This window comes from Xanthomonas sp. D-109, assembly GCF_017746095.1.
GTDB classification, from domain to species: domain Bacteria; phylum Pseudomonadota; class Gammaproteobacteria; order Xanthomonadales; family Xanthomonadaceae; genus Xanthomonas_A; species Xanthomonas_A sacchari.
Genome location: NZ_JAGHWV010000009.1, coordinates 60,747 through 73,065, shown reverse-complemented (window position 1 = coordinate 73,065; position 12,319 = coordinate 60,747). Strand labels below are relative to the sequence as shown.

Below are 12,319 nucleotides of genomic sequence, written 5' to 3'. Positions count from 1 at the left end.
GCAGCACGGCGCTGGCGCGGCAGGACCGCCATGCACGCCGGGACCTTGGGATGCGCGCCCAATCCCGACTCCCCACTCCCGAATCCCGGCGCCATCACGCTACGCCGTCCAGCGCGGTCACGCGCACCGATTCGCAGTCGTAGACCTTCTCCATCTGCAGGCGCAAGGTCTCGCCGGGACGGTTGCCGTCCACCACCAGTTGCAGGTGCCAGCGGCCGGCGTCCTCGGCCACCGGCGCGCCGCTGATCGAGATCGGCGCGAAGCCGCGGCGTTCGGCCATGCCGATCGCGCGCAGCAGGGCGCCGTCGATCGGTTTCAGCACCAGGTCAAGCTGGTAACGCATGTGTCGTCTCCTGGCGCTGGGTCGCGGGATTGCTTTCCAGCATGGTGCTGTTGGCGGTGTTCGGCGGCACCAGCGGCCACACGTTGGCGCGTGCGTCGATGGCCACGTGCAGCAGCGCCGGGCCCGGCTGCGCCAGCAGCTCGGCCAGCGCGTCGTCGACCTGGCCGCGCGCGGTGATGCGCTTGGCCGGGATGCCGAACACCTGCGCCAGCGCGGCGAAATCCGGGTTGTCGGACAGGTCGATCTCGCTGTAGCGCTCGGCGAAGAACAGTTCCTGCCACTGCCGCACCATGCCCAGCGAACTGTTGTCCAGCAGCACGATCTTCACCGGCAGCTTGCAGCGGGCGATGGTGACCAGCTCCTGCACGTTCATCATGAAGCTGCCGTCGCCGCTGACCAGCACCACGGTGCGGTCGGGGCAGGCGAATTGCGCGCCCATCGCCGCCGGCAGGCCGAAGCCCATGGTGCCCAGCGCGCCGCTGGTCAGGTGATTGCGCGGGTGGTTGAAGCGGCAATGCTGGGCGACCCACATCTGGTGCTGGCCGACGTCGCAGGCGATCACGGTGTCGGCCGGGGCCAGTTCGCTCAGCCGCTTCAGCAGGCCGGGCGCGTAGATGTCCTGCCCAGGCGCGTCGTAGCGCGCGCCGAACTTCTCGCGGTGGGCGACGCAGCGCGCGTGCCAGGGCTCGCAGGTGCTGGTGGCCGCGGCCAGCGCGCGCAGCGATTGCGCCACGTCGCCGGGCACGGCGATATCGGCCTGGCGCAGCTTGGAGATCTCGCAGGCGTCGGCGTCCAGGTGGATGACCCGGGCGAACGGCGCGAACTCGGCCAGCTTGCCGGTGGCGCGGTCGTCGAAGCGCGCGCCGACCACGATCAGCAGGTCCGACTCCTGCACCGCCATGTTGGCGGCGCGGGTGCCGTGCATGCCGAGCATGCCCAGGTAGTGCGGGTGCGCGTGCGGCAATGCGCCCAGGCCGCGCAGGGTCAGCACGGTGGGGATGCGGGTGGCCTCGACGAACTGGCGGAACGCTTCCACCGCATCGCCCAGGGCGATGCCGCCGCCGCCGTAGATCACCGGCTTCTCGGCGCCGGCGATCGCCGCCAGCGCCTCGGCCAGCACCGCGTTCTGCGGCGCCGGCGGGGTCGGCACTTCCGCCGGCACGTGCGCCGGCAGATGCGAGGCATCGGCCAGTTGCACGTCCTTGGGCAGGTCGATCAGCACCGGCCCCGGCCGCCCCTCGCGGGCGATGCGGAACGCGTCGCGCAGCACCTGCGGCAGGTCGTCCACGTGCCGCACCAGGAAGCTGTGCTTGACGATCGGCAGGGTCAGCCCGAACACGTCCAGTTCCTGGAACGCGTCGGTGCCCAGCAGCGGCGTGGCGACCTGCCCGGTCAGGCAGATCATCGGCACCGAGTCGAGCATCGCATCGGCGATGCCGGTGACCAAGTTGGACGCGCCCGGGCCGGACGTGGCGACGCACACGCCGACCCGTCCGCTGGCGCGGGCGTAGCCGTTGGCGGCCAGCGCCGCGCCCTGTTCGTGGCGGACCAGGATGTGCTTGAGCTGGCTGTCTACCAGCGCGTCGTAGAACGGCATGATGGTGCCGCCCGGATAGCCGAACAGCGTGTCCACGCCTTCGGCTTCCAGGGCCTGCGTCAGCCAGCGCGCGCCGTTGCGGGGCGTGCCGTGAGCGGAGGAGTTCATACGGTGGCGACCTTTCGGTGGAAGCGGGTGGGGGAGCCGCGGGTTACGCGGCCTTGGTGCCGCCGGCGGCCGGCGCGGCAGCGGCGTCGCCGTTGAGCCACACCATCTTGGCGCGCAGCTGCTTGCCGACCGTTTCGATCGGGTGGTCCAGGTCGGCCTGCTTGAACTTCTTGTAGTTCGGCAGGCCGGCGTCGTACTCGGCCACCCAGTTCTTGGTGAAGGTGCCGTTCTGGATGTCGGTCAGCACGTCGCGCATGCGCTCCTTGGTGGCCGCGTCGATCACCCGCGGGCCGCTGACGTAGTCGCCGTACTGCGCGGTCTCGGAGACGAACTCGAGCATGCGGGTGATGCCGCCTTCGTAGAACAGGTCGACGATCAGCTTCAGTTCGTGCAGCACTTCGTAGTAGGCGATCTCCGGCTGGTAGCCGGCTTCCACCAGCACCTCGAAGCCGGCCTGCACCAGCGACGAGGCGCCGCCGCACAGCACCGCCTGCTCGCCGAACAGGTCGGTCTCGGTCTCTTCCTTGAAGGTGGTCTTGATCAGGTTGGCGCGCGCGCCGCCCAGGCCGGCGGCGTATTCCAGCGCGAACTGTTCGGCCTTGCCGCTCTTGTCCTGGTACACCGCCCAGATGCACGGCACGCCGCGGCCGATCTCGTACTCGCGGCGCACCAGCGCGCCCGGGCCCTTCGGCGCGACCAGCACCACGTCCAGGTCGGCGCGCGGCTTGATCATGTCGAAGTGCACGTTCAGGCCATGCGCGAACAGCAGGCAGGCGCCCTGCTTCATGTTCGGCGCCAGCACCTCCTCGTACAGCTTCTTCTGCACCATGTCCGGGGTCAGCACCGCGACCAGGTCGGCGTCCTTGACCGCCTCGGCGGGGCTCTTCACCACGAAGCCGTCGGCCTGCGCCTTGGCTTCGGTCGGGCCGCCGGCACGCAGGCCGATGGTGACGTCGAAGCCGGACTCGCGCAGGTTCAGCGCGTGCGCGCGGCCCTGGCTGCCGTAACCGACGATGGCGATCTTGGTGGTGGGCTGGGCGGAACTGGTCATGGGGCGGATGTCCTTGAACGGTGTTGGAGTGGAGAGGGGTCTTGCATTCATGGTCACTGAAACGAAAAACCCCGCGCCGTTGCCGGTGCGGGGTCTGATCGAATCCTGGCTGCTTGTCGCTTACACGCCGGTTCGTCCCGCACTTGTGGGCGAGGTAATAAGCACGAGTACGAGGAGCGACGCGGCAGCGTCCGCGCGCAATGCGGCGGGCTGGTGGGTCGGCTTCGGGCGAGTGTGGCGCTGCAACATGCAGCGAGATAAACATGGGCTTTGCGCGACTGTCAACTGTGTCGCGGGCCCTTCTGCACGAATGTGCCGAAAGCCGCGCCAGCACTGCATGGTTACGCATGAAACGGAGGCGGCGCAGGCGGCGAATGGCGCCAATTGCGCGGAAATCCGGCGATTGCCAAGGGCGCGATGTGTACGCGTGCGCGGCGCCGCCCGCCGCACTCGGGTACGGTGGGCGTCCCTGTTTCCGGAGAGCCGCGCATGTCCGTATCGCTTCCTTCCATGGCGCGCCTGGCGCTGGCCCTGGCGCTGGCCACGTCGGTGCCGGCGCAGGCCGCCGACCGCATCACCGGCCAGTCGTTCGCCACCCGCTCGGAAGTGATCGCCCCGCACGCCATGGCCGCCACCTCACAGCCGCTGGCCACGCAGATCGCACTGGAGACCATGCGTGAGGGTGGCTCGGCGGTCGATGCGGCAATTGCCGCCAACGCCGCGCTGGGGCTGATGGAGCCGACCGGCAACGGCGTCGGCGGCGACCTGTTCGCCATCGTCTGGGATCCGAAGACGCAGAAGCTGTACGGCTACAACGGCTCCGGCCGCTCACCCAAGGCACTGACCCTGGCCGAGTTCCAGCGCCGCGGGCTGAAGGAGATCCCGGCCACCGGCCCGCTGCCGGTCTCGGTGCCCGGCGCGGTCGACGGCTGGTTCGCGCTGCACGAGCGCTTCGGGCGCAGGACGATGGCGCAGAACCTGGCGCCGGCGATCCGCTACGCCCGCGACGGCCATCCGGTGGCCGAGACCATCGCCTACTACTGGGGCCTTTCGGTGCCGCGGCTGTCGCAGTACCCCGGCTTCAAGGAGCAGTTCACCATTGACGGCCGCGCCCCGCGCAAGGGCGAGCTGTGGAAGAACCCGAACCTGGCCAACACCCTGCAGCAGATCGCCGACGGCGGCCGCGACGCGTTCTACAAGGGGCCGATCGCGCGCACCATCGATGCCTACTTCAAGGCCAACGGTGGCTTCCTGCGCTACGAGGACCTGGCCAGCCACCATGGCGAATGGGTCGAGCCGGTGTCCACCAACTACCGCGGCTACGACGTGTGGGAACTGCCGCCCAACAGCCAGGGCATCGCCGCGCTGCAGATGCTCAACATCCTGGAGGGCTACGACTTTTCCAGGATCCCGTTCGGCTCGGCCGAGCACGTGCACCTGTTCACCGAGGCCAAGAAGCTGGCCTTCGCCGACCGCGCGCGCTTCTATGCCGACCCGGCGTTCCAGCCGGCGCCGCTGGCGCGGCTGATCTCCAAGGACTACGCCGCGCAACGGCGCGCGCTGATCTCGATGGACCGCGCGCTGAAGGAAGTGCAGCCGGGCACGCCGAAGCAACTGGAGGAGGGCGACACCATCTACCTGACCGTGGCCGATGCCGACGGCATGATGGTGTCGCTGATCCAGTCCAACTACCGCGGCATGGGCAGCGGCATGGCACCGCCGGGGCTGGGCTTCATCCTGCAGGACCGCGGCGAGATGTTCGTGCTGCAGAAAGACCATCCCAACGGCTATGCGCCGGGCAAGCGTCCGTTCCAGACCATCATCCCCGCGTTCGTGACCAAGGACGGCAAGCCGTGGCTGAGCTTCGGCGTGATGGGCGGGGCGATGCAGCCGCAGGGCCACGTGCAGATCCTGATGAACCTGATCGATTTCCACATGAACCTGCAGGAGGCCGGCGACGCGCCGCGGATCCAGCACGACGGCTCCACCGAGCCGACCGGGCAGGCCACCGCGATGCGCGACGGCGGCGAGCTGAACCTGGAGACCGGCTTTTCCTACGAGACGATCCGCGCGCTGATGCGCAAGGGCCACCGGGTGATCTTCGCCGACGGCCCGTATGGCGGCTACCAGGCGATCGCGCGCGACCCGGACAGCGGCGTGTACTACGGCGCGTCGGAGAGCCGCAAGGACGGGCAGGCCGCCGGTTATTGAGGGACGCCGCGCGCGGCGGCGTTCATTCCTGTTCGCGGGGCGCCGCCGCGTCTGCCTCGTCACGCGCCGCCTGTTCGCGCGCGATCCAGGCCTCGATCATGTGCCGGGCGCGTTGCGCCTGGCGGTGTTGGCGGTTGGACTCGGCATCGAGCACGCGGTACAGCGACACGATCACCAGCACCATCAGCAGCGCGAACGGCAGCGCGGCGATGGTGATGACGCCCTGCAGCGCATCCAGGCCGCCGGCCAGCAGCAGCACCGCGGCGATCAGCGCCACCGCCACGCCCCACACCACCTTGCGCGCCAGCGGCGGGTCGCCGGCCTCGTCGGTGGACATGCTGGCCAGCACCAGCACCGCCGAATCGGCGGAACTGACGAAGAAGATCATCAGCAGCAACAACGCCACGCTCGACAGCAGCAGCGATCCCGGCAGGCTGTCGAACAGCGTGAACAGCACCGTCTCGTAGCCGTTGTGCAGCGCCTGCAGCATGTCGACGTGGCCGAACAGCTGCGACCACAGCGCGGTACCGCCGAACACCGAGAACCACAGGAAGCCGAGCAGGGTCGGCGCCAGCACCACGCCGACGACGAATTCGCGCACGCTGCGGCCGCGCGACACGCGGGCGATGAACGCGCCGACGAACGGTGCCCAGGCGATCCACCAGGCCCAATAGAAGATGGTCCAGTCGGCGACCCAACGATCGCCGGAGAACGGCGACATGCGCAGGCTCATCGTCACCAGTTGATTGAGGTAGGCGCCCAAGGTGGTGGTGAAGGTGTCGAAGATGAAGCCGGTGGGGCCGATCACCAGCACCGCCATCAGCAACAGCGCCGCCAGCGCCAGGTTGATGTTGGATAGCCACTTGATGCCGCGTTCCACGCCGGTGCTGGTGGACAGCATGTACAGCACGAAGGCCACGCCGATCACCGTCAGTTGCAGAGGCAATCCCGCGTGCACGCCGAACACGCGCTGCACGCCCGCGGCGATCTGGATGGTGCCGAAGCCCAGCGTGGTCGCCACGCCGACCACGGTGGCCACCACCGCGGCGATGTTCACGCTCTGCCCGATCCAGCCGCGATGATGGCGGCCGATGACCGGCTGCAGGATGTCGCTGATCAACCCGCGGCCGTTGCGGTTGTACTGGAACCAGGCCATCGCCAGGCCGATCAGCGCATACACCGCCCACGGGTGCAGGCCCCAGTGGAAGAAGGCGTAGCGCATGGAGGCGCGCGCCGCCTGCATGCTCTCCGGCGCCAACCCTTCCGGCGGCTTGAGGAAGTGCGAGATCGGCTCGGCCGCGCCCCAGAACACCAGGCCGATGCCCATGCCGGCGGCGAACAACATCGACAGCCAACTCCCGCGCGAGAAATCCGGCTCGGCGTCCTCGCCGCCGATGCGCAGGTTGCCGAAGCGGCCGAACGCCAGGTACAGCAGGAAGCTCAGGGTCAGGAACACGATCAACAGGTACAGCCAGCCGGCACTACGGATCACGTCGGCCAGCGCCGTCTGCACCACCGCATTGAAGGGGCCGGGGGCAACGCCGGCGATCAGGACCAGCAGCGCCACCAAGGCGATGGAAATGCGGAACACCATGGGTGGTGTGTCTCCAGTAGTGGAACGGATGAGAGGCGCTGCGGCCGCCAGACCGACCCACGGCAAACGGGCGGGGAGACGACGCAGCGGGTCTGCACCGGCGTCGCGTCGCGCCCATGGCGCGTGGCCTGCCGCATCGCAGTGCCGGTGCACTGCACGGTCGCGCCATATCGAGCGCTTGGAGCCAAATCCAGGGGCGGTCGGGCGTTGCGATGGCCGCATGTTCGCGAAGACGACGTCATGGTCGTGTCGTCGGCGGGTCTGCCGATGCACCGCCCTTGCATGATGGTGATCCCGGTTGCGGTGTATGTCGCTGCGAGGGCGGGGCAGGAGCCGATACCATGGCCGCAGCACCGAGGAAGATGCCGATGGCCTTGTTCTCACGCAGTCCCGATGCCGACGCCGCGCCCGTTGCCGGTTTGCCGGATGCCCCGATCGCGCTGTTGCGGCTGGAGCCCGATGGGCGCGTGAGCGCCGCCAACCGTGCCGCCCTGGACCTGCTGGGCGTCCCGGCCGAAACCCTGCTCGGCGCTGCCAGCGAGGCCGTCTGGGGCTTGCCGCTGGCCGCCCTGGTCGACAGCGAAGGCAGTTGGCAGGCGCCGGGGGGCGATCCCGCGCGCCGCGTGCGCTACCAGCGCGACCGCGATCGTGGCGACCAGGGCTGGCTGCTGTCGCTGCCGCATCCGGAAACCGCGGCACTGTTGCGCGACGTCGCGCTGCTCGGCGAGGGCCAGCCGCAGGGGGCGACCAGCCCGGCGTTGCAGGCGCTGGCGCAGCGGATCCAGGAGGGGGCGGTGGCGCAGGCGCTGCTGGATCGGGTCGGCGAGCGGCTGACCGGCTGCGATCTGGATCTGGGGCTGCAGACGCCGCTGTCGGCGCAGGAGACCGAGGCGATGCCGGGGCGGCGCCTGTCGGCCGGCTTCGGCAACCTGGCCGAGGCGATCCGCCAGGCGGTGGCGTTGTCGCTGCAGATCGCCGCCGACGTGCCGCATGTGGTCGCCGAGAACGACGAACTGGCGCGGCAGTCCCAGACCCAGCTGGATGCGCTGCAGACCGTTCTGGGCACCACCCGGCAGTTGCTGCAGAGCCTGCAGGAGATGGACCGCGACCTGCGCGCGGTGATCGCAGTGGCGGCCAGTGCCGACGACAGCGCCCGCCAGGGCGTGGAAGCGGCGCATCGCCTCGGCCAGTCGATGCAGGAGCTGGCGCGGCGTTCGGCGCGCGCCAACCAGGTCATCGAGGTGATCGATGCGGTCGCGTTCCAGACCAATATCCTCTCGATCAACGCCAGCATCGAGGCGGTGCATGCCGGCCCGGCCGGGCGCGGGTTCGCGGTGGTCGCCACCGAGATCCGGCAACTGGCCGACCGCGCCGCCACCGCGGCGCGCGACGTGCGCAGCATCATCGGCGAGACCGGTGCGGCGCTGCAGGACAGCGCCGCCTCGGCGCAGCGCACCGAACAGGTGCTGGGCGGCATCGGCGAGTTGCTCGGTCGCGCCAGTACGGCGATGGAGGCGGTGGCCGGCCGCATCGCCACGCAAAGCGGGGAGATCGGCGGCATCGGCCGCGCCGTGGAGCACGTGGTCGGGCTCAGCCGCAGCAATCTGCAGCACGCCGCGCAGGTACTCCAGCGCAGCGCCGACCTGGCTGCCGGCAGCGAGACCCTGCACGACTGCGTGAACCTGTTCCGGCTGCCCGCCGATCCGATGCGGCAGCCACGGCATGCGCGCGTGCGCGATCTGGCGCAGGCGGCGGCGGTCAGCGTCGGCCTGGCGCTGGAGGCCGCACTTGCGCGCGGGCGGATCGGCGAGGACGCGCTGTTCTCCACCGAATACGTGCCGATCCCCGGCATCGACCCGCCCAAGTACCGCACTGCGTTCGATGCGGTGTGCGACGAGTTGTTGCCGCCGCTGCAGGAGCCGTTGCTGGCCGCGCATCCATGGATCGTGTTCGCGATCTGCGCGAACGTCGACGGGTATGTGCCGACCCACAATCTGCGCTTCAGCCAGCCGCTCAGCGGCGACCGCGCGCGCGATCTGGTCGGCAACCGCACCAAGCGCATCTTCGCCGACCGGGTCGGCCGCAACGTCGGCCGCCACACCGCGCCCTATCTGCTGCAGGTGTACCGACGCGATACCGGGCAGATCCTGTTCGACCTGTCGGTGCCGGTGCATGTGCGCGGGCGCCACTGGGGCGGCCTGCGCGTGGCCTACATGCTGGAATGAGCCATCGCCCGCGCGCCGGCAAAAAAATGCCGCCAGCGGTGCCGGCGGCAATGAGAGAGAGAGCGTGGATTCTTGTCCGTCCAGCCTAGGCCGGCCGCGTGGTCGCGGTTTGTCGCCGGTGGCAATCTGTGTCGCGGCGCTGACACATGGGCGCGGCGGCTGTGCTGGCGTTCAGCCCGCGCCGGTTGGCGGCCGGCGGCGGAAACGGGTCTAATAGCCGCAGAAGCGGGGGTACCGCGGCGCAGGCCGCGGTTGAGACAGTCCCTTCGAACCTGATCCGGCTGATACCGGCGTAGGGAAGCTTCGCAAGTCCGCTGCCGGCGCGTGCGCGTCCGTGGCGGGCCCGCGCCGCCGCTTCGTCCGAGATGCGAGTCCGCTCGCACCCGTCCCGCGTTCCCCCGCGGGTCACCCAACCAGGACGAACGCCGATGAACGCCGTACCCAACCCGCTGCAGCAGCAGACCGACACCCTGTCCGCGGCGGTGACCCGCCCGATCCCCGGTTCGCGCAAGATCTTCGTGCAGGGCGCGCGCGCCGACCTGCAGGTGCCGATGCGCGAGATCGCGCTGACCCGCACGCCTACCGTGTTCGGCGGCGAGGAGAACGCCCCCATCACCGTCTACGACACGTCCGGGCCCTACACCGACCCGCAGGCGCGAATCGATCTCGGTGCCGGCCTGGCGCCGCTGCGCGCGGCCTGGATCGCCGAGCGCGGCGACAGCGTGGCGCTGGCCGGGCTCAGTTCGCAGTTCGGCCGCGCGCGCGAGGACGACGCGCGCCTGCAGGCGGTGCGCTTCCCCGCCCGGCGCCTGCCGCGGCGCGCACGCGACGGCGCCAACGTCACCCAGATGCATTACGCGCGGCGCGGCATCGTCACCCCGGAAATGGAATTCGTGGCGATCCGCGAGAACCAGCGCCTGCACGACCTGCACGATGCGCAACTGCGCGTGCAGCATCCCGGCGAGGCGTTCGGCGCCGCGATCCCGCAGCAGATCACGCCCGAGTTCGTGCGCGACGAGATCGCCCGCGGCCGCGCCATCCTGCCGTGCAACATCAATCATCCGGAAAGCGAGCCGATGATCATCGGCCGCAACTTCCTGACCAAGATCAACGCCAACATCGGCAACAGCGCGGTCAGTTCCGGCATCGCCGAGGAAGTGGAGAAACTGGTGTGGGCGATCCGCTGGGGCGGGGACACGGTGATGGACCTGTCCACCGGCAAGCACATCCACGAGACCCGCGAATGGATCGTGCGCAATTCGCCGGTGCCGATCGGCACCGTGCCGATCTACCAGGCGCTGGAGAAGGTGGACGGCCGCGCCGAGGAACTGACCTGGGAGATCTTCCGCGACACCCTGATCGAGCAGGCCGAACAGGGCGTGGACTACTTCACCATCCACGCCGGCGTGCTGCTGCGCTACGTGCCGCTGACCGCAAAACGCGTCACCGGCATCGTCTCGCGCGGCGGCTCGATCCTGGCCAAGTGGTGCCTAGCGCATCATCGCGAGAACTTCCTCTACACCCACTTCGAGGAGATCTGCGAGATCATGAAGGCCTACGACGTGGCCTTCTCGCTGGGCGACGGGCTGCGCCCGGGCTGCATCGCCGACGCCAACGACGCCGCCCAGTTCGGCGAACTGGAGACGCTGGGCGAGTTGACCAAGGTGGCCTGGAAGCACGACGTGCAGACCATGATCGAAGGCCCCGGCCACGTGCCGATGCAGTTGATCAAGCAGAACATGGACAAGCAGCTGCGCGAGTGCGGCGAGGCGCCGTTCTACACGCTGGGGCCGCTGACCACCGACATCGCCCCGGGCTACGACCACATCACCTCGGCGATCGGCGCGGCGATGATCGGCTGGTTCGGCACCGCGATGCTGTGCTACGTCACGCCGAAGGAGCATCTGGGCCTGCCCAACCGCGCCGACGTGCGCGACGGCATCATGGCCTACAAGATCGCCGCGCACGCCGCGGACCTGGCCAAGGGCCACCCGGGTGCGCAGGTGCGCGACAACGCCCTGTCCAAGGCGCGCTTCGAGTTCCGCTGGGACGATCAGTTCCATCTCGGCCTGGATCCGGAGAAGGCGCGCGAGTTCCACGACGAGACCCTGCCCAAGGACGCGCACAAGCTGGCGCACTTCTGTTCGATGTGCGGGCCGCACTTCTGTTCTATGAAGATCACCCAGGACGTGCGCGACTACGCCGCCGAACATGGTGTCGACGCCGAGGCCGCGCTGCACGCCGGCATGGCGGAAAAATCGGCGCAGTTCCTGGCGGCCGGCGCGCAGGTGTACCGCGCCGAGTGACCTGTCGCGGCCGGCGCGTGTGCGCACGCGCCGGTCCAACGCCAAGCCTGCCGTGCGTTCGCGCACGGCAGGTGCGGCCGGCATCTTCGGTCGTGACGACGGCGCCATGCACACGCCCGTCTATCATGCGCGCTGGTCGCCACAGGGAATGTCCCATGCTGCGCTATGCGTTCGCGCTGCGTCGCCATCCGTCCGCGCTGCTGCTCGGCGTGCAGTTGCTGGGCGTGCTGCTGTATCCCTGGATGGAGGACACGGCCGCCGGTCGCGCGCTGTTCGGTGCGTTCGGCATCGTGGTGCTGTCGCTGGCGCTTTGGGTGGTCAACCGCGGACCCACGGCGCTGTGGATCGCCTGTTGTCTGGCGCTGCCGTCGGTGGCGCTGTCGATCGCCGCGGCCCTGCTCGGCAATCCGGCGATGACCGCGTGGGCGCAGCTGCTGGAAAGCCTGCTGTACTTCTATACCGCCGGCAGCCTGATCGCCTACATGCTGCAGGATCATGTGGTCACCCGCGACGAACTCTACGCCGCCGGTGCCACCTTCACACTGCTGGCCTGGGCCTTCGCGTTCGTCTTCGCGGTGTGCCAGCAATGGCTGCCGGGCAGCTTCACCGCGGCCGTGGACGCGTCCTCGCCACGGACCTGGATGGAATTGCTGTACTTGAGCTTCAGCGTGCTCTCCGGCGTGGGCCTGAGCGACGTCGTGCCCGTGCAGCCGTTCGCGCGGGCGCTGGTAATGGTCGAACAGTTCGCGGGCGTGATGTACATCGCCCTGGTGGTGTCGCGGCTGATTGGGCTCAGCGTCACACGTCACATGAGGACATGAACGTGGCGTAAAAAAAGCGCGCCCAGGGGCGCGCAGTCATGGAGCGATTATGTGAGTTCGTCG

The 12,319-nt window shown here is 69.4% G+C and carries 8 protein-coding genes and 1 riboswitch; of the genes, 4 read left to right on the top strand and 4 right to left on the bottom strand.

Annotated elements, in window-relative coordinates:
- Positions 1 to 94 precede the first annotated feature (94 nt).
- Genes J7357_RS09940 through ilvC form a run of 3 tightly spaced genes read right to left on the bottom strand, consistent with a single transcriptional unit; the run spans position 95 to position 3,099 of the window.
- Positions 95 to 343, bottom strand: coding sequence for an ACT domain-containing protein (locus tag J7357_RS09940; RefSeq protein ID WP_010343388.1), 249 nt, complete (start codon positions 341 to 343; stop codon positions 95 to 97).
- Positions 327 to 2,048: an acetolactate synthase 2 catalytic subunit gene (gene ilvG, locus J7357_RS09935; RefSeq protein ID WP_209246074.1), complete on the bottom strand. Its 1,722-nt coding sequence runs from the start codon at positions 2,046 to 2,048 to the stop codon at positions 327 to 329. Before ilvG ends, J7357_RS09940 begins: the two co-directional genes overlap by 17 nt.
- A 43-nt stretch (positions 2,049 to 2,091) precedes the next feature.
- A complete protein-coding gene (gene ilvC, locus J7357_RS09930) occupies positions 2,092 to 3,099 on the bottom strand; it encodes a ketol-acid reductoisomerase (RefSeq protein ID WP_010343386.1) in 1,008 nt (335 codons plus the stop codon).
- Between the two features lie 510 nt (positions 3,100 to 3,609).
- On the opposite strand from ilvC, the gene ggt reads away from it, so the two are divergent.
- A complete protein-coding gene (gene ggt / locus J7357_RS09925; protein WP_209246290.1) occupies positions 3,610 to 5,310 on the top strand; it encodes a gamma-glutamyltransferase in 1,701 nt (566 codons plus the stop codon).
- A 22-nt stretch (positions 5,311 to 5,332) separates the two neighbouring features.
- Here ggt and J7357_RS09920 read toward each other — a convergent pair whose 3' ends face one another.
- Complete coding sequence (locus J7357_RS09920; RefSeq protein ID WP_209246072.1) at positions 5,333 to 6,904, bottom strand: BCCT family transporter; 1,572 nt, start codon at positions 6,902 to 6,904, stop codon at positions 5,333 to 5,335.
- Positions 6,905 to 7,272: 368 nt separating this feature from the next.
- Between J7357_RS09920 and J7357_RS09915 the strand changes: the two genes are divergently transcribed.
- The 3 genes from J7357_RS09915 (at position 7,273) to J7357_RS09905 (ending at position 12,256) form a co-directional block, all read left to right on the top strand.
- The gene (locus J7357_RS09915; protein WP_209246070.1) at positions 7,273 to 9,129 is read left to right on the top strand and encodes a methyl-accepting chemotaxis protein; all 1,857 of its coding nucleotides are present in this window, start codon (positions 7,273 to 7,275) and stop codon (positions 9,127 to 9,129) included.
- Between the two features lie 217 nt (positions 9,130 to 9,346).
- Positions 9,347 to 9,446, top strand: a riboswitch (TPP riboswitch).
- Between the two features lie 111 nt (positions 9,447 to 9,557).
- On the top strand, positions 9,558 to 11,435 hold the full coding sequence (gene thiC / locus J7357_RS09910) for a phosphomethylpyrimidine synthase ThiC (protein ID WP_209246068.1): 1,878 nt from the start codon (positions 9,558 to 9,560) through the stop codon (positions 11,433 to 11,435).
- Between the two features lie 155 nt (positions 11,436 to 11,590).
- A complete protein-coding gene (locus J7357_RS09905) occupies positions 11,591 to 12,256 on the top strand; it encodes a two pore domain potassium channel family protein (protein ID WP_209246066.1) in 666 nt (221 codons plus the stop codon).
- Positions 12,257 to 12,319: the final 63 nt, after the last annotated feature.

Excerpts from the sequence above, each read along its gene's own strand:
- J7357_RS09940 (WP_010343388.1), bottom strand. The coding sequence starts at position 343 with ATGCGTTACCAGCTTGACCTGGTGCTGAAACCGATCGACGGCGCCCTG.
- ilvG (WP_209246074.1), bottom strand. The coding sequence starts at position 2,048 with ATGAACTCCTCCGCTCACGGCACGCCCCGCAACGGCGCGCGCTGGCTG.
- ilvC (WP_010343386.1), bottom strand. The coding sequence starts at position 3,099 with ATGACCAGTTCCGCCCAGCCCACCACCAAGATCGCCATCGTCGGTTAC.
- ggt (WP_209246290.1), top strand. The coding sequence starts at position 3,610 with ATGGCGCGCCTGGCGCTGGCCCTGGCGCTGGCCACGTCGGTGCCGGCG.
- J7357_RS09920 (WP_209246072.1), bottom strand. The coding sequence starts at position 6,904 with ATGGTGTTCCGCATTTCCATCGCCTTGGTGGCGCTGCTGGTCCTGATC.
- J7357_RS09915 (WP_209246070.1), top strand. The coding sequence starts at position 7,273 with ATGGCCTTGTTCTCACGCAGTCCCGATGCCGACGCCGCGCCCGTTGCC.
- thiC (WP_209246068.1), top strand. The coding sequence starts at position 9,558 with ATGAACGCCGTACCCAACCCGCTGCAGCAGCAGACCGACACCCTGTCC.
- J7357_RS09905 (WP_209246066.1), top strand. The coding sequence starts at position 11,591 with ATGCTGCGCTATGCGTTCGCGCTGCGTCGCCATCCGTCCGCGCTGCTG.